Raw genomic sequence first — 17,249 nt, 5'->3', positions numbered from 1 at the left:
TGAAAAGGCTGAGGAATTAAAGACCAAAAGATAGAGTAGAGAGGATTTAATTTTCTTTTGGTCAACCGATTATGCACACATCTCAGCAGTTGCACAGCTTTGGTAATCACCTGATTCTCGGTATTTCTGGTACAACCCTCAGCGATGATGATAAGCGGGCGCTCAATGAGCTAAAACCAGTGGGAGTGATTTTTTTCGCCAAAAATTTTCTTGATGGTGTACCTTATCTGGTTTGGTTAGAAAGCTTTCAGCAGTTAATTGACCAAGTTCGCCAATACACTGAACGTGACTTGATGTTTACGACGTTAGACCATGAAGGCGGACGAGTTGTGCGGACACCTGCACCTATTACCCGTTTTCCTCATGCTTATTTGCTACAGAAACAAGCTTACGAAGTAGCCAAAGCCACGGCTATAGAACTTAAATCACTGGGAATTAATCTTTCTTGGTCTCCTGTTGCAGATATTTTCTCCAATCCTCACAACCCGATTATTGGATCTCGTGCTTTTGGGACTACCCCCGAAACTGCTAGTCAAGGTGCGCGGGAATATTACCGAGGGCTGCGGGAAGAGGGCATTTTAGGTGCTGCTAAACACTTTCCTGGACATGGAGACACTAGTACAGATTCTCATCTAGAGTTACCAATACTAAATCTAAGTTTAGAAGATTTACGAAATCGGGAACTGATACCTTTTCAAACATTGATTCAGGAACAGATTCCGTTAATTATGACAGCGCATATTTTGTTTCCGCAAATTGATTCAGAAGTCCCAGCAACTTTATCTAAAATCATTTTAAATGATATTTTACGGAAAGAGTTAGGTTTTGAAGGTGTGGTAGTTTCTGATGATTTAGATATGAAGGCTGTATCGGAAATGTTTATGCAATCAGGAACAGTTGCACAGGCTTTTCATGCCGGTTGTGATTTATTTATAGTTTCTCGAAATATCAATTCTTCTTCTTTAGAACGGACATATAAAATTGCTGAAGATTTTTCTGCTAGTTTGAATAATGGTAGTTTAAATGCGGGAGTGGTGGAAGCTGCGCGGGAAAGGGTGGAAAAGTTATTGCAAGCAACTCCTCAATATCCGGTTTTGTCTCTTGATAAGGAGACGTTGGTGAAAAATGCGGAATTGGCTATTAGTTGTTGTTTGTAGGAATTAAGTTTTTAACGTTCGCGAAGCGTGGTTTTAGCCATACCACAGAGACACAGAGAGCGCAGAGGAAGAGAAAAAGAGAAATGTTCAAGATTTTTAGTTAATTATGTTTACTCAAACATTCTTTTAATTTTTCTGCTAGTTTAGATAAGAACTGTGGCTGATTTTTAATTAGCCATTCTGTAATCTTGCGACAGATTGCAGTTGCAACAGGGATAGAATCACTGAAACGGCACGTCGGGAAATAGCATCTGGTGAGATAACTCCTCTCTATAAGGATAACTCTAATGATTGAACGTTATGAAAATCAACAACATACTATTTTTCATGGTGATGCTGGCAGCATTTTATCAAATCATATTCTTTCAGAATCAGTAGATTTAATTTTTGTTGATCCTCCCTATAACATAGGCAAGAAATTTAGTAATTTTCATGATAAATGGGAATCTGAAGAAGAATATGTAAATTGGTCGTACAAATGGTTGAATGATTGTATTCGCATTCTCAAACCAAATGGCGCAATTTATGTAATGACAAGTACACAAGCAATGCCTTATTTTGATCTTTACTTGAGAAAAAAATTAACTATTCTCAGTCGGATAATATGGCATTATGATAGTTCTGGAGTTCAAGCGACAAAATACTTTGGTTCAATGTATGAACCGATCCTTTATTGTGTTAAAGATAAAAATAATTATATTTTTAATGCAGATGATATCAAAATTGAAGCCAAAACAGGCGCACAACGTAAATTAATTGATTACAGAAAATCAGTCCCTACTCCGTATAACACAGAAAAAGTCCCTGGGAATGCTTGGTATTTTCCTCGTGTGAGATATCGTATGGAGGAATACGAAAATCATCCTTCACAAAAACCAGAATTATTGTTAGAAAGAATAATTTTAGCAAGTAGTCATGAAGGAAGTATCATACTTGATCCTTTTGCTGGAACTTTTACAACTGCTTCTGTTGCTAAACGCTTAGGTAGAAAATCTATAAGTATTGAACTACAAGAAGAATATCTAAAAATTGGTTTAAGGCGGGTTTTAGGAATGCAAGAATATAAAGGAGAAAGACTTTTACAACCACAAAAAAAACATAATATCAACAACAAAAACGATAAAAAATTGGATTTAGATTTTATACAGGGAACTATTTTTGATGCAGATACTACAGCATGATTTTACTCAAACAATAATCACTATTATTAATACCTATTTTCCTAGACGTGGAGATATAATTTTAAGTAATAGTCAATTATTACAGTACATCAATATTAAAACCAAAGCGGCAAATCGTGGCTCCAAATCAAGATCCAGCTTTGCCAATCATTATGCTATATATGTTCTAATTGAAGATTATTTGGAGAAAGAATTTCATATTAAGAAGGACTATGAAGATTATGAAGGCGCACAATATAAGTCGCTTTTAATGAGACAAAGAGAACTGCCTTTTGGAAATAAACTTCAAAATCATGCTTTGAATCATCGTTTGAATGAAGAGTTTAAAAAATATTTTCGCACATCACCTTATTTGCCAATAATCAGAAATTCTGTAACCAATAGATATTGGATTAATGAAAACCTTTTAAAAATTGAAATTGGTGAACAAGTAATCAATATAGCTAAACCTGTTAGAGATATCATTGATGCTTATATTCAAGTTAGAATGAACTCATTCAATGAATTTATGGTTTATTGTCAAAAAATGATTGAAATTCAAGATCAATCATCTGAAATAGCTATTGAATTTATAAAAAGTTTATTAAAACCAAATATAGATGCAAGAGTATTTGAGATTGTTAGTTATGCAATTTTAAAACAGTATTATGCTGAACAAAAAATATACTGGGGTTGGTCGCAAGATAAATTAAATATTGATCATTTGATTTTGTATAAAACTGGACGTACAAATGCAAATGATGGTGGTATAGATTTTGTCATGAAGCCTCTGGGTCGATTTTTTCAAGTAACAGAAACTATAGATGCAGGAAAATATTTTTTAGATATTGATAAAGTACAGAAATATCCAGTTACTTTTGTTATTAAAACTGAGCAAAAAGTTGAATATTTGCTCAATAAAATTGAGGAACAAGCAAGAGCAAGATATAAAATCAAGGCTATTATTAAGAAATACATGGAATGTATTGAAGAGGTGATAAATATTCCAGAACTAATAATTCGTTTTAATAAAGTATTGGAATTTCAAAGAGGTATTCAGGTAATTGAAGAAATAGTTTTGCAAAGTCGAGTTGAGTTTAATATGGAAGAGGAAGCAGTTGAGGATGAAGTCTAAAGATTTCAAATTCCATGACTTTTGCCAATTACCCAATTGCGCCGAAAAAATCTTGATAATGCAGATTCTTCCAATGATAAATAAATCGGTCTACCATGTGGACAGGTGCGAGGATTACGTGTGCGTTGCCAATCATTTAGTAATGTTTGCATTTCTGGTAAACTCATGGGTGTGCCGTTGCGAATCGCACTACGACAAGCAACTGCGACTTGGGCTGTTTGTAAATCACCTCCCCAACTTAGTTCTAAAAGTGCTTCGGCGCTGTCTTCACGTTGTTGTAACATTGCGGGAATGTTGCGAATTGCCCAAATTTGTTCTCCAAATGGTTCAATATCTAAATTGATGCGTTGCAGTTGGGAAACTTGGGCGGGGGATAATTGATAAAGAATTATTGGGCTGTCAATTGATATAATTTGCCAGTTATCACATAGTTGTTCATATAAAACTCTCTCATGGGCAATGTGTTGTTCTACTAACCACATTCCTCCTGAATGTTCGGCGACGATATAAGTATTGCTAACTTGAGCAACTGCTTTTAAATAGTGCTGATTATTTTCTTGATTTTGATTTTTGGATTGAAAATTGTAATCGCCTTTTGTTTCTGCAACTTTAAGTAATTTACTAACTCGTGTGGTGTGAATAGATTCTTTGATATTAGCTTCAGAAATATGCAAGGCTTGATTGATGGCTTGGGTAATTTGTTCTTGCCAATAACTGAGTTCGTTGAGGTAAATTTCTGATTTGGCGGGGTTGCGGTTCCAGTTGATTTGATCAGGAGAGATTGCTAAATGTAAAAAACAAATGGGATAGCGATCGCGTGGTAATGTTTTATGAAACGCTGAAAGAATTGTTGCTTCTAGTTCTGGTGACTTAATCAGTCTGCCATTAATCGCTACTTTTACCCAATCAGGACGATGACGATGACACCTATCTGGTAAACCAATTACTAATGTAGAGGCAGGTGAATTTTGACTGGGAAGAGGAAAATGGATTTCTTCTAAATCACCTTGTCGCACTTGGGGGAGAATTTGCGGTATTAATTTTCCTACGGTTGCAGCAGGACACAGAGTAAACCATTCCCGGTCATTTTGCCAGACTTGGTAAGTAATTTGAGGATGACAGAGGGCGATTTGTTGAATTACACTCTGTACGGCTTTTATTTGCTGTGCTGGGTTGGGTAAACCTTGACGACGGGGAAGACAGTTAGCAAATAAATTATCAACTGTCACCACTGTACCAGGTGCGATCGCAGTTACTTCTACTTTGACAACTTCTCCTCCATTTCCATAAATCACCCGCCAGCCTTCTGTTCCCCCCATAGGACGACTGAGAATTTCTAAATCCGCCAGAGTTGTTAAGCTATGTAACGCTTCACCACGAAACCCTAAACTAGTAATTTGCCACAAATCTGCCGGAGAATATATCTTACTAGTGCTGTGGGCTGTTGCTGCTTGTTGCAAATCATCTAGGTTCATGCCCCAGCCATTATCTGCTACGCGCACTCGCCATTGCTGCGGCCATAGAGAAACTACAATCCTTGTGGCACCAGCATCTAAGGAATTTTCCACTAATTCCCGCACCACAGAGGTTAAAGAGTCAATTACCTCTCCAGCCGTGATTAAATATACAACTTCTGTTGGTAATGCTTGAATAGTAGATGCCATAAACTTTAGTTTAGCCCCGCAGTCAATCATTCAATAGATTAAAAGAATTTTGTTAACATCTCAAAAGAAATTTTGATTAATTGTAAAGAAAACCAATTATGAGCAAGATATTTGATAGATTGCTGATGAGTTGATAAGCGGAACCAGCTTATGAGTATTTTAGTTGCTGATGTTCATGATTTAAAGTCACGTCTAGAATGGGGTCAACCTGGATTGACAATTGTAGATGTGCGCGATCGCAATACCTACAATCACGGCCATATCACTGGGGCAATATCAATACCCCTTGATGACTTGGCATCTCGTGCTAAATCTGCGCTACATTCACAACGCCAAATCTATGTCTATGGCGAACATGACGCTCATGCAGCCCATGCAGCCCAAACATTACGAACTGCTGGCTTTACTGATGTATCTGAACTCCAAGGTGGTCTGACAGCTTGGATAACAGTTGGTGGCGCTACAGAAGGAGTGTAAAACCAAACTTAACACCCAGAACAATAGACATCTGGTGAAAAATAAATATGCGTCTTCCAGAACCCTTGTCAAAAAATTCCATCGGTAGGGATTCTCAGATATACATTCTTTTCCACCAGATGTCTAATTATGGCTTGCTGATAGCGTAGCGTAGTCTTTTCGTTAGGGTTAGGAGTCAGGAGTCAGAATTAGGAGGAGGTAAGAATAGTCTTGAATCTGGGCAAGTGATAGGTTTTTGCTGGTGTCAACGCTTATTCCTTGCACCTTGTTACTTGTAATGCATAAAACAGAGAAAAACCTCGGATATGCCCAAATAAAAATCCCCCACATTCAAGAAGAGGATAATCAAAAGCTGTATTCAAATATAGTCTTACAGTGCCAACACCTGATCTGCTTCAGGTTTCAACAACCTATTTAATAAAGATGCCGGACCTTGAGTATAAGGCCAAGCAAAAGCATGACGGAAAGCCGCATCTTGACAAGCTTGTAATTGATCAAAATTGATAATGTCGTAAGTCAAAAGATTTTCATACTCAAACGGTAATCGCATATTATGCAAACCAGCATTATCGGTACATATTGCAATATCTACACCTGCTTCAAAACAACGGTCAAACACTAACTTCAGTTGTCGGATATCCTGTAAAGTTCCTGTTTTTAGGTAAGTGGTGGGACAAACTTCTAAACACTGTCCCCGTTGAGCTACATCTTTAAGTAATTCTGGATATAGTAAGGGAATTTGGATACCGTGACCAATTCGCATTAAATAGGGTAAAAGTACTGGATAGCAACCATCAGTAGTTTCATAAAGATGTCCTGTGGTTTTGATATTCAGAGAATGGGCATAATTATATAAACTAATCCATTCTTCCATGCGTTCAGCATAATAGCGATCGCCCCCCGCCACATCTATCGCACAGACATATTCCCTATTTTGCGCTGCTAAATCCACAATTGCCTTATTCACTTCATAAGGTAAACGGGAGTGCATACAGAGAATTTGGCTAGTAACAATGGGATATTCTGGTAAACGGCTAGATTTGCCCACAATATCGACAATTTCCGTCATTTTATCAATTCTTGCCGCTTGATTTAGATGCTCAGGTGTCCGTAAGTAGGGAGTATAACGCAGTTCTAAATAAGCCAAGTTTTCAAAGATATAAGCACCGCGCAGCAAGCGATAGATAAAGTAAGGTAAAGTCTCTACTGTTTGCACACTTTCTACTAAGGTGTGTAATTCGAGATATTCATCTAAAGTGTTGCGGGGACGGGTGTAAAATTCTTCAAATTCTGGATATTCAGCAAAACGAGAAATTAAATCTTTAGCATGGCGCTCAAAGTACCGCCACAACACACGGGGAACAACTGAACCCCCCAAGTGTCTATGTAACTCAGCGTATAAGGCCATAGTGGTAATTTTTAGATAAAAATTTCATTAATTGTAACAAAAATTATAAATAAAACAATCTATCAGTCAAATTTAGAACCGATTGACACCTAAATTTACAGCAAACACCATGAAAACCAAAATACTTTTATACGGGTTGCTAGGGTTATTTAGTATCAGTATCCTGATTTTATTACCAACAAAATTTACCCAGGATTATATAAAAAAAATAATGGTTATTACTACACCAAAAAATCTGCCTCAAAATCTAGAAATAGCAGTGAGGGAAGATATGGCGCAAAAATTGGAAATTAATAGTAAACTGCTCCAACTAACTGAATCTCAAGTAGCTATTTGGAAAGATTGCTTACCTGATCAATCAGGATTTATTCGCCCTGAACCATGCACAAATATATCACGTTCTGGTTGGCGTGTAACTATGAGTGGTCAAGGTGAAAATTGGGTTTATTATGTGACTAATGATAAATTTATTACCCTTGATACTTCTGCAAGTTTAAATAAAGCCATTCTCTCCGCTATATCTACAAAATTGGCACTAAAACCAAACCAGTTTCGTATTGCTGCAACACAATCAACCAAAGGTCTTCCTACCTGTTCCATCAATGCTACTTGTAAAGTTAAACCGATTTTCGCATGGCGTATTCTTGTAGAAGGGAAAGAAAAACCATTCTTGATGGGACTTGATGGCAAAGATTTAAAATATGAAAATTTAATTTTCTTGTTGCCTCAACAAACAGAAAAAAAGTTCCAAAATATCAATGAAAAGGTGCTAGAAGATGTTGTGAGTCGGGATGAAGTTTTGAATTCTAACCTGCGAATTGAAAGTATTAAATTTGTTACATGGAATTGGTGTGAAGGTGGAAATATAGGCCCTTCAAGACCAGAAATGGGTATTTGTCCAAATATCGAACAATCTGCTTGGAGAATGATAGTTATTAGCGGTGCTAATCGCTATGTTTATTATATTCCCAAAGATGCTATTTCAGATCCCAATTTTTCTCCCCTACCTGATGGAATGCAGAGTTTAGCAAGTTCAGTAATAACTGCAATTAAAAAAGATGCTGCTAAAAGAGGAAGAGTCTCAGTTGATATGATTGGTTTACTTTGGATAAGTCCTAAATTTTTCGACCGATGTTTGGATGTTGATAACCAAAAATTAAATTGCCATCAGTCAGTTCAAGCAGGTTGGCAAGTCACAGTTGTCGGCACTAATAATTCTAATACCAGTCATTCCAATTCAAGTGCTAAGTGGATTTATAATGTGAATCTAGCTGGCAATGATATCCGGTTTTTAGAGTCTGGTGAGTGGTTTCCAGCACCTTAAAATTTTGGTGCATTATCCTCTAAGTCCTTTGAACAATTAACAATTAATTAGAGGAATAGCGATCGCGCCCTTGTTGTTTAGAATTGTATAAAGCTTTGTCTGCTAAAGCAATTAATGTATCCGTCTGAACTTCCATACTAGGGATAAGTGACGCAATTCCCAAACTAACTGTGACGATATCCTTGATATCAGACTTGACATGAGGAATCGCCAGATCATGAATTATTTGCTGAATTCTAGCTGCTACCTTTATCCCTCCCTCTAAATCCGTCTTGGGTAAAAGTACTGTAAATTCCTCTCCACCATAACGAGCTACCAAATCTGAAGGACGATTTACATCAAAATGACGAACTAATTGATACACTGATTGGGCAATTTGTAACAAGCAATCATCACCTGCAAGATGCCCATAGTAGTCATTATAGTATTTGAAGTAATCAATATCGAAAATAATCAGGGAAAGTGGCTGCTGTACTTGTGCTAATTCTTCCCATTCCTGCAACAACCGCTCATTGAAACAACGACGGTTAGCCACCTGAGTTAAACCATCCAAATTTGCCAGTATTTCCAGTCTTTGATTTGCCTGTTGAAGAGCCAGTTCAATTTCTTTTCGCGTAGTGATATCACGAATAGTAATAGCAAAACCATCACCTAATTTTACAGCCACAAAGTGAAACCAAGAAGACTCACCTGATGGATAGTAAAAATCTCTTTCTAGAGGCTCTGCTGTTTCTACGATTTCAACAAATTGATCAAAGAGTTCTGGCTCAATATTATTGAGAAATTTCTTTAATACCAATTTACCAATTAAATCTTCCCGACTACGTTCAAAGACTCTAGCAATCACAGGATTTACAACCAAACAACGAAAATCTTCAATATTTCCTGTAGCGGGATTCCGAACAGCTTGCATAGCCGCAATACCATCTAGAGAACTGTTTAAAATACTAGCTAATAAAGCCCTAGAATGATGAAGTACCTCTTCTGCTTCTCTGCGGTGATTAACTTCTTTTTGTAGCAAGAATTGCTGACGTTGAATAATTAATTGGTTTTCCAAGCGTGCGATTACTTCTTCAATTTGAAAAGGTTTTGTAATGTAATCTATGCCACCTGAATTAAAAGCAATGACTTTATCAAAAACATCATCTAAAGCACTAATAAAAATGACGGGAATATGCCGTAAATCTTCATCAGCCTTGAGAGATGCACATACTTGATAGCCATCCATCTCTGGCATTTTAATATCTAGTAAGATGACATCTGGTTGCTTTATTTTCACTGTCTTTAGTGCCATTCGTCCACTAGTGACGCTGCGAACAGTGTAGCCGAGTTTAACCAGTAAATCGCTTAGTAATTGTAAGTTTTCTGGAATGTCATCTACTAGGAGAATGTTGCCTTTGTTTTCAGGTTGAGAATCAAAATTCATTGGTTATCAAGGGTTCGGCTAAATCAACCAACTGTTCAAACTTAAATTGACGGGTGAGTCGTGTTAGTAATTGTGCTAACTGAATTTCTGTTTTTGAAATTTTTCCTAAAAGTTGCAAAACGAGGTGAGTATTGGCCTCAAGTGTAGCTCTATATAGTTGGGATTAATCCATTTTCCAGGCATATAGGTTAAATTTTCCGATGTTAAAGGGCTTTCTATCTAATCTTCTGGATTAGCAAATGAAGTTTCTGCAAAAATGTATCTTACACCAAGATGTTTAGCAAAAGCGTCAAAACTTGTATTTTCAGCGCAAGGTTCGCAGTGGAAGTCATTAAAACCAGCTGAGAGCGATCGCTTTCTCTTCTTCTCAAACACCTACTGTTAAAGCTATACTAAAAACGGGTTAAAAGTGTCATTCTGAACGAAGTGAAGAATCTCCGAGATACTTCGCTGCACTACGTTACGCTCAGTATGACATAAGTCCAAATTTCACCCGTTTGCAGTATATCACAGGGGTAGCATTGCCTTTTCTAGTGGATTTGATGTACTTTGTGGCTTTGTAACCATCTCAATTAACTGAGGTTCACTGCTAGAATTTTGTAGATAGGCTGAGAACAACTTCCATCACCCATTGCCGTCCTTCAGCGCCAGTAATCACGCTTTAACCCAATTTCATCTGAAATATAAAATTAGTAGGGTGCATCAGATGTTGAGAAATTGTGAGATTTGCCTACGTTGCTATTCATTATTGATTAAAGGTTCAACTAAATCAACTAATTTTTCAAATTCAAACATCCGGGCAAGTTTTGTTAAAGATTGAATGACAAAAGTTTCTGTTTTCGGAAGTTCTTGAGTTAATTCTATGACATAGTTTGTATTTGCTTCTAAAACAGCTTCATAGAATTTATTAATCCATTCTTGATCCATACACCTGAAATGATCAGATGTTAAATAATTTTCCTCTATATGTTCTGAATTTTCAGAATTAGTTTCAGCATATATATATTTGACACCCAGATGTTTAGCAAGTGATTCAAAAATTGTATGTTCTGTAAAAGGTTTACGCAGGAAATCATCACAACCAGCAGACAGGACTATGGCTTTTTCTTCTTCTAAAACGCTGGCTGTGAGGGCAATTACGGCTGTAGCATTACCTTTAGTTGTGGATTTGATGTGTTTTGTGGCTTCGTAACCATCCATAATTGGCATCCTCATATCCATCCAAATTAAATGCGGTTCCCATTCATCCCAAATTGCGATCGCTTCTTGTCCGTTACTAGCTTCTTTGATCTCAAATCCCAAAGGACTCAGAAGTTTAAACAACAGTTGTCGATTAATAGCCTTATCATCAACTGTGAGAATTTTGTAAGTAGGCTGTCCAGGTGCAAGTTCTACCACACGCTGCCGCCCTTCTATACTATTATTATTGCTGATTGTTTCTTGACCCAATTTCGCATGAATATAAAATTGGAAAGTTGTACCTTTTCCTAATTTACTATCAACGGAAATATCCCCTCCCATCAGTTGTACAAATTTCCGACTGATTGCTAAACCTAAACCAGTTCCTTCTTGCATCTCTCGCCCTGCCTGTGCTTGCACAAAGGCATCAAAGAGTTTTGGTAGTTCTGTCCGTGCAATACCCACACCAGTATCACGCAGGCGGAAATTGAGGGTAATAACATCCTCTGTGTCGTCATCCTCTTTATCCACACTCAAGACAATTGATCCATGAAGAGTAAATTTGATTGCATTAGTAAGTAAATTAATTAAAACCTGACGTAGTTTGACTTCATCGGTGCAGATATACGGGGGTACATTTTGAGTCCGCTCGAATATTAGTTCTAATCCAGCCTCGCTTGCCCGCAAATGCAACATATCTTCTAAATCATCGAGCAAGCGATAAAAGTTAAAGTCATGTAAATTCAGAGTTGCTTTACCAGCTTCGATTTTTGATAAATCGAGAATATGATTAATGAGAGTTAGTAAGTAGTCACCGCTCCGATAAATAATCCCTGCATTTTCATATTGGTCTGAGGGGAGATTATTAGCCCGTAACATCAATTGCGAAAACCCAATCACTGCATTAAGAGGCGTTCGCAATTCATGACTCATATTGGCAATAAATGCACTTTTTGCTTGATTAGCAGCTTCGGCTTTGGTAGCTAGTTCCTGTGCCTTAGCTTCACTTTCTTGTAGATCACTAGTGCGTTCAAAAACTCGTTTTTCTAGATCGGAGTTGGCATTTTGCAAGCGAATTTCTGCACAGCGGTTTTCTGCAACAATTGCCAGCACAGCCATGATAGTCATAGCAATTACGCCAATGAATATTTGTAGTAACAACAGAGAATTACTCTGTACAGCTACTTTGTAAAAAACGCCCATTTTATAGCCAGTAGTAATGGCAGCAATCATGGCGATGATTGTCACCAGGGAAGTGGTCATCTTCGCGCCAAAACGAAAAGCAGACCAAAGTAATGGAGGCAAGAGCAGATATTCTACAGGTTGGCTTTTAACCAGGGCTAGATAGGCAACAATTGTCAAGCTGGTTATGGCAATTAATATTTCCCGATATTGGCCAAATTTGACTCCCGAATCTTGTAATGAGCGCCCCCAAGTCAATACTAGGGGAGCAAAGACCAAAATTCCTACTACATCGCCAATCCACCAATTAGAGAAAACTTGCAACCAATCGCTCCAAGCTTTGAACCCACCCAGACAAACTACGAATACACCGATTAATGATTGAAAAATTGACCCGGTAAACAGGGTACAAACGATGAAAATCACTACATGATTGACTTGTTTAAGGGGATCTGTCGTACCAGTTAAGCGTAGGATCAGTGTCACTGAGATCAATGAGCCGATAGTTGTACCAATCGCCGACCAGGGAGACAGTAAGTTGAAATCAACATTGATATAGTTACTACATAATGCACCTATAAATATACCTAACCAGCGCGATCGCCCCCAAATTAACAAAAACCCAACTGCTAATCCTGCCGCAGGCCACACGGGTGAACCGTACAGAGACATAGGTATCTTGTTAATTACTACCCAAGAACTGAGGTCATAGGCAATTGCAATGACCAAAACCTGAGCCAACCAACGGGTATTTGTAATATCAAATCCAAGATAATGAAAAGTTCGGGATAACCTTACAGACATTTCGATAATTCGTAAATTGGAAATAGTAGGCAGACAGTAATTAATTTTTCCCATCTTCCCATCACCAATTACCAATTACCAATTTCTTGACAAAAGGCATCAAATTTGTTAACAATTATAGTTTGTGGAAACTTTACCATTTAATATAATCTCTTGGCTAACGTTATTGTCATAGGCTCTCAATGGGGCGATGAAGGAAAAGGTAAAATCACTGACTTACTCAGCCGCTCCGCAGATGTGGTGGTACGTTACCAAGGGGGAGTTAACGCTGGACACACAATCGTAGTCCAAGGTCAGACATTTAAACTGCATTTAATTCCCTCTGGTATTTTGTATCCAGATACTGAGTGTATTATCGGCTGTGGGACTGTGATAGATCCCAAAGTACTGATAGAAGAACTCGAACAACTAGAAAAACTCAATATTTCCACCGCTAATCTGCTGATATCTCAGACTGCTCACGTGACCATGCCTTATCATCGGTTGATTGACCAGGCATCAGAGGAGCGACGGGGAACTCATAAAATCGGCACTACTGGCAGAGGAATTGGCCCTACCTACGCTGATAAATCTGAGCGTACAGGGATTAGGGTTTTGGATTTAATGAACCCTGATGAACTCCGTGAGCAGTTGGAATGGACGATCAATTATAAAAATGTCATTTTAGAAAAGCTGTATAATCTGCCACCTTTAGATCCTCAAGAGGTGATTGAGGAGTATTTGGAATATGCAGAACGCTTGCGTCCTTATGTTGTCGATACTTCACTAAAAATATACGATGCGATTCTCCGAAAACGCAATATTTTGTTTGAAGGCGCACAAGGTACACTGCTCGATTTAGATCATGGGACTTATCCTTATGTGACTTCCTCTAACCCCGTAGCTGGAGGAGCTTGCGTTGGTACTGGGGTGGGGCCAACGATGATAGATCGGGTGATTGGCGTGTCAAAAGCCTATACAACAAGAGTGGGTGAAGGGCCTTTTCCCACCGAATTAACCGGAAAAGTGGGAGAATTGTTAGGCGATCGCGGTGCAGAATTTGGGACAACAACAGGAAGAAAGCGCCGCTGTGGTTGGTTTGATGCGGTCATTGGTCGCTATGCAGTCCGGATTAATGGTATGGATTGTATCGCTATTACCAAACTTGATGTTCTCGATGAATTAGAGGAAATCAACGTTTGTATTGCCTATGATATAGATGGTGAACGATGTGAACACTTCCCCACTAGCGCTCGTCAGTTTGCCCGTTGTCGTCCCATCTACAAAACCTTACCAGGATGGCAAGTGTCAACAACTGAATGCCGTACCTTGGAAGAATTGCCAAAGCAAGCACTAGACTATCTTAAATTCTTAGCAGAATTAATGGAAGTCCCCATTGCGATTGTTTCCTTGGGAGCAAGTCGTGATCAAACCATAATTGTAGAAGACCCAATTCACGGGCCAAAACGCGCTCTGTTGCAAGCAGATGGAACACCAGTTTCTTTACTGAGTACCGAGTGCTGAGTATTGAGTACCAAGTGCTGAGTTCTGAGGGCTGAGTGTTGAGTACCGAGTTTTGAGTGATAACAATTAAACAACTAACAACCAACTAAAAACTACTATGGCTATTACAGTCGAATCTAAAAAACGTCCCGAAGGTAGCAAACCCAAAGCTTTACGTCGTTCTGGGTTAATACCAGCTAATTTGTACGGTCACAACGGTATTGAATCAATTTCTCTAGTACTTGATGCTAAAGTTGTTGAACGCCTGCTTAAACAAGCTGCTCCTAATAAGACTGAAATTGAACTCAGCATCCCAGAATTAGAGTGGAATGGTAAAACCGTGCTTCGTGAAGTTCAAATTCACCCAGCCAAGGGTACACCTTACCATTTGAGTTTTTTCGCTGCTAAAAAATAAAGCTCAAGTGTAAATTTTTTCTTTCAAATAACTTGAAGTTTGTAATAATTACTGATAAAACCAGGTTTAACCCTGGTTTTTTTGTTGAGAAATCAACCCATAGCAGACAACAGGCAAGGGGCAAGAGTTTTCCCCATTACCAATCACCAATCACTAATTAACAATGACAGAAGCCACTCTTCCCGCTTTAATTCAGCAAATGTTACAGCCAGGATTTTATCCCCATGCGGTGACAGAACCAATTCAACTGATTCAAACTCATGTTTCTTATGTGTTGCTGACTGGAGATTATGCCTACAAGCTCAAAAAACCTGTGAACTTTGGCTTTTTGGATTATTCTACTCTAGAAAAGCGATCGCACTTTTGTCAGGAAGAGTTACGGTTAAATCAACGCGGAGCAGGTGAATTATATTTAGAAGTTGTACCTGTAGCCTTGCTCAATGAGCAATACCATCTAGGAGATACAGGCGAAACTGTTGAATATGCGCTAAAAATGCGTCAATTTCCCCAAGAATCTCTGTTTAGTGAGCTTTTTGCCCAAGGTAAGTTAAATGAGATGCATTTGGAAGAATTGGGACGGGTAGTAGCCCAATACCATTCTCAAGCTCAAACGAATGATTACATTCGCAGTTTTGGAGAAGTTTCACAAGTGCAATTGTCTATTAATGAGAATTATGCACAAACTCAAAAGTATATTGGTGGTCCCCAAACCCAGGAACAGTTTACACAAACAAAAGCATATACAGATAACTTTTTTGTCCAACGTCCAGAACTATTTACTAGCAGAATTGCCAATAATTACCTACGTGAATGTCACGGAGATTTACATCTAAGAAATATTGCTCTGTGGCATGACAAAATCATGCTATTTGACTGCATTGAGTTTAATGAGCCATTTCGCTTCGTCGATGTCATGTATGATGTGGCGTTTACAGTCATGGATATAGAAGCACGAGGACGCAAAGATTTAGGTAATGCTTTCTTGAATGCTTATGCTGAACAAACTGGAGATTGGGAAGGTTTGCAAGTATTACCTTTGTATTTAAGCCGTCAAGCTTATGTCCGGGCTAAGGTGACATCATTTTTATTAGATGATGCAAGTGTACCTGCAACTGTGAAAGAAGAAGCTGCAAACACGGCATCTGCATATTATCGGCAAGCTTGGGAATATACTAAACCTAAGCAAGGAAAAGTAATTTTGATGTCTGGTTTATCAGGTTCTGGTAAAAGTACAACAGCTAGATATTTAGCTCGTAAAATGGGAGCTATTCACCTGCGTTCTGATGCAGTCCGCAAACATTTAGCAGGAATTCCTTTATTAGAACGTGGTGGTGATGAAATATATACACCTGAGATGACTGAGCAGACTTATGGTAGGTTGTTGACACTGGGGATTATATTGGCTAATCAAGGTTGGAGTGTGATTTTAGATGCCAAGTATGACCGCCAGCATTTACGCGAAAATGCGATAGCTCAAACCCAAAAACATCAATTACCTCTACAAATTATTCACTGCACAGCACCTCTAGAAGTATTGCAAGAGCGTCTTGTTAACCGCACTGGTGATATAGCTGATGCAACTGCTGATTTATTGGTATCCCAACTTAACCAAGCTGAACCCTTTACAGACAAAGAACAACCCTATATTAAAATATTGGATACAACTCAATCTCAAGAGGCACAATTACAAGAACTAATTCGTAACTCTTAATTACAGCAGATTGCTCGTTATCTCGTTCCTAGTCAGAGACTAGGAATGCTATCACAGAGGCTCTGCCTCTACTCTCATTGAGGGCTGACTCCATTAAGGAATTTTCAAGCATCCTCTAAGTTGACACCAATGAGCATTGCGCTTTACTGATTTTTTTTGTATCAACTACTTTGACAATTTAAGTTTTGAATTTTAAATTTTTGCGCTATGGCACCTAACAAAAACATCCTCAGTGAAATATTATCATCTTCGCCAAACTTCTTTTCTCAAATAGTATTCGGTTTCATTTTAACTATTATTGCCAATTTTGCGGGAGCCTCTCTCATCCTGAGTTTGTTCATAGGGATTATGGGTGGTGTGACTTTAGGATGGTTCACAACAGTAAACGAAAATAACCCCCAGATACCAGATGTAGCCTCTAATGATGGTATAGACGCTGCACTGAAATACTGGTTAGTTTTCATGTTTGGCTGTTTGTTTCTGGGTTATCCAGCACCAATAAGTATTTTATTTGGAGGAATTGCTGCTTTAGGTGGAGGTTGGATTATTGCTTGGTGGAGAAGTAAGGAAACAACGAGAACTCAGCTATTAGATGACATTTTAGAAGAAAATCCTGAACAACCCAGCGAGAGAAGTATTAAACGCAACAAAAGAGTAATTACCCGTCGTTATCGTCGCGCTAGAGGAAGTTTCAATTTTCGGTTTTGGCAAAGAAGGTAATTGGA

General features: G+C 38.3%; 13 protein-coding genes. 9 read left to right on the top strand and 4 right to left on the bottom strand.

Annotated features, from left to right (window positions below; genetic code table 11):
- The first annotated feature begins 71 nt into the window (after positions 1 to 71).
- From nagZ to VB713_RS15415, 3 genes are all read left to right on the top strand, one after another.
- Positions 72 to 1,157, top strand: a complete 1,086-nt coding sequence (gene nagZ, locus VB713_RS15425; RefSeq protein ID WP_323312390.1) for a beta-N-acetylhexosaminidase — start codon at positions 72 to 74, stop codon at positions 1,155 to 1,157.
- 287 nt (positions 1,158 to 1,444) lie between these two features.
- Positions 1,445 to 2,338: an adenine-specific DNA-methyltransferase gene (yhdJ, locus tag VB713_RS15420; protein WP_323312389.1), complete on the top strand. Its 894-nt coding sequence runs from the start codon at positions 1,445 to 1,447 to the stop codon at positions 2,336 to 2,338.
- Complete coding sequence (locus tag VB713_RS15415; protein WP_323312388.1) at positions 2,319 to 3,452, top strand: restriction endonuclease; 1,134 nt, start codon at positions 2,319 to 2,321, stop codon at positions 3,450 to 3,452. The genes yhdJ and VB713_RS15415 overlap by 20 nt, the downstream gene beginning before the upstream one ends.
- A gap of 5 nt (positions 3,453 to 3,457) precedes the next feature.
- Here VB713_RS15415 and mutL read toward each other — a convergent pair whose 3' ends face one another.
- Positions 3,458 to 5,116 (bottom strand): DNA mismatch repair endonuclease MutL, encoded by a 1,659-nt coding sequence (gene mutL, locus VB713_RS15410; RefSeq protein ID WP_323312387.1) that lies wholly within the window; start codon positions 5,114 to 5,116, stop codon positions 3,458 to 3,460.
- Positions 5,117 to 5,266: 150 nt separating this feature from the next.
- Here mutL and VB713_RS15405 point away from each other — a divergent pair, with 150 nt between their 5' ends.
- The gene (locus VB713_RS15405; RefSeq protein WP_323312386.1) at positions 5,267 to 5,593 is read left to right on the top strand and encodes a rhodanese-like domain-containing protein; all 327 of its coding nucleotides are present in this window, start codon (positions 5,267 to 5,269) and stop codon (positions 5,591 to 5,593) included.
- Between the two features lie 370 nt (positions 5,594 to 5,963).
- Here VB713_RS15405 and VB713_RS15400 read toward each other — a convergent pair whose 3' ends face one another.
- Positions 5,964 to 7,001 (bottom strand): adenosine deaminase, encoded by a 1,038-nt coding sequence (locus VB713_RS15400; RefSeq protein WP_323312385.1) that lies wholly within the window; start codon positions 6,999 to 7,001, stop codon positions 5,964 to 5,966.
- A gap of 211 nt (positions 7,002 to 7,212) precedes the next feature.
- Here VB713_RS15400 and VB713_RS15395 point away from each other — a divergent pair, with 211 nt between their 5' ends.
- Positions 7,213 to 8,325: a hypothetical protein gene (locus VB713_RS15395; protein ID WP_323312384.1), complete on the top strand. Its 1,113-nt coding sequence runs from the start codon at positions 7,213 to 7,215 to the stop codon at positions 8,323 to 8,325.
- Between the two features lie 43 nt (positions 8,326 to 8,368).
- On the opposite strand, the gene VB713_RS15390 is transcribed toward VB713_RS15395, so the two are convergent.
- Both VB713_RS15390 and VB713_RS15385 read right to left on the bottom strand, forming a co-directional pair.
- Positions 8,369 to 9,751: a diguanylate cyclase domain-containing protein gene (locus VB713_RS15390; protein ID WP_323312383.1), complete on the bottom strand. Its 1,383-nt coding sequence runs from the start codon at positions 9,749 to 9,751 to the stop codon at positions 8,369 to 8,371.
- A 738-nt stretch (positions 9,752 to 10,489) separates the two neighbouring features.
- Positions 10,490 to 12,970, bottom strand: a complete 2,481-nt coding sequence (locus tag VB713_RS15385) for an MASE1 domain-containing protein (RefSeq protein ID WP_323312382.1) — start codon at positions 12,968 to 12,970, stop codon at positions 10,490 to 10,492.
- Positions 12,971 to 13,069: 99 nt separating this feature from the next.
- Here VB713_RS15385 and VB713_RS15380 point away from each other — a divergent pair, with 99 nt between their 5' ends.
- From VB713_RS15380 to VB713_RS15365, 4 genes are all read left to right on the top strand, one after another.
- On the top strand, positions 13,070 to 14,419 hold the full coding sequence (locus tag VB713_RS15380; RefSeq protein ID WP_323312381.1) for an adenylosuccinate synthase: 1,350 nt from the start codon (positions 13,070 to 13,072) through the stop codon (positions 14,417 to 14,419).
- A gap of 97 nt (positions 14,420 to 14,516) precedes the next feature.
- Positions 14,517 to 14,813 carry a 50S ribosomal protein L25 gene (gene rplY, locus VB713_RS15375; RefSeq protein WP_323312380.1) on the top strand — a complete coding sequence of 99 codons (297 nt, stop codon included), beginning with the start codon at positions 14,517 to 14,519 and terminating at the stop codon, positions 14,811 to 14,813.
- 163 nt (positions 14,814 to 14,976) lie between these two features.
- The gene (locus VB713_RS15370; protein ID WP_323312379.1) at positions 14,977 to 16,524 is read left to right on the top strand and encodes an AAA family ATPase; all 1,548 of its coding nucleotides are present in this window, start codon (positions 14,977 to 14,979) and stop codon (positions 16,522 to 16,524) included.
- 207 nt (positions 16,525 to 16,731) lie between these two features.
- Positions 16,732 to 17,244, top strand: coding sequence for a hypothetical protein (locus tag VB713_RS15365; RefSeq protein ID WP_323312378.1), 513 nt, complete (start codon positions 16,732 to 16,734; stop codon positions 17,242 to 17,244).
- The last annotated feature ends 5 nt before the right edge of the window (positions 17,245 to 17,249 follow it).

Source organism: Anabaena cylindrica UHCC 0172 (assembly GCF_034931625.1).
Lineage (GTDB): Bacteria > Cyanobacteriota > Cyanobacteriia > Cyanobacteriales > Nostocaceae > Anabaena > Anabaena cylindrica_A.
The sequence above is the reverse complement of the archived record's forward strand: the minus strand, read 5'-3'. Positions and strand labels throughout refer to the sequence as shown.

What these genes read in the sequence shown, in the direction of transcription:
- rplY (WP_323312380.1), top strand. Translation starts at nt 14,517, where the DNA reads ATGGCTATTACAGTCGAATCTAAAAAACGTCCCGAAGGTAGCAAACCC.
- yhdJ (WP_323312389.1), top strand. Translation starts at nt 1,445, where the DNA reads ATGATTGAACGTTATGAAAATCAACAACATACTATTTTTCATGGTGAT.
- mutL (WP_323312387.1), bottom strand. Translation starts at nt 5,116, where the DNA reads ATGGCATCTACTATTCAAGCATTACCAACAGAAGTTGTATATTTAATC.
- VB713_RS15390 (WP_323312383.1), bottom strand. Translation starts at nt 9,751, where the DNA reads ATGAATTTTGATTCTCAACCTGAAAACAAAGGCAACATTCTCCTAGTA.
- VB713_RS15405 (WP_323312386.1), top strand. Translation starts at nt 5,267, where the DNA reads ATGAGTATTTTAGTTGCTGATGTTCATGATTTAAAGTCACGTCTAGAA.
- VB713_RS15395 (WP_323312384.1), top strand. Translation starts at nt 7,213, where the DNA reads ATGGTTATTACTACACCAAAAAATCTGCCTCAAAATCTAGAAATAGCA.
- nagZ (WP_323312390.1), top strand. Translation starts at nt 72, where the DNA reads ATGCACACATCTCAGCAGTTGCACAGCTTTGGTAATCACCTGATTCTC.
- VB713_RS15400 (WP_323312385.1), bottom strand. Translation starts at nt 7,001, where the DNA reads ATGGCCTTATACGCTGAGTTACATAGACACTTGGGGGGTTCAGTTGTT.
- VB713_RS15385 (WP_323312382.1), bottom strand. Translation starts at nt 12,970, where the DNA reads ATGGGAAAAATTAATTACTGTCTGCCTACTATTTCCAATTTACGAATT.
- VB713_RS15370 (WP_323312379.1), top strand. Translation starts at nt 14,977, where the DNA reads ATGACAGAAGCCACTCTTCCCGCTTTAATTCAGCAAATGTTACAGCCA.
- VB713_RS15415 (WP_323312388.1), top strand. Translation starts at nt 2,319, where the DNA reads ATGCAGATACTACAGCATGATTTTACTCAAACAATAATCACTATTATT.
- VB713_RS15365 (WP_323312378.1), top strand. Translation starts at nt 16,732, where the DNA reads ATGGCACCTAACAAAAACATCCTCAGTGAAATATTATCATCTTCGCCA.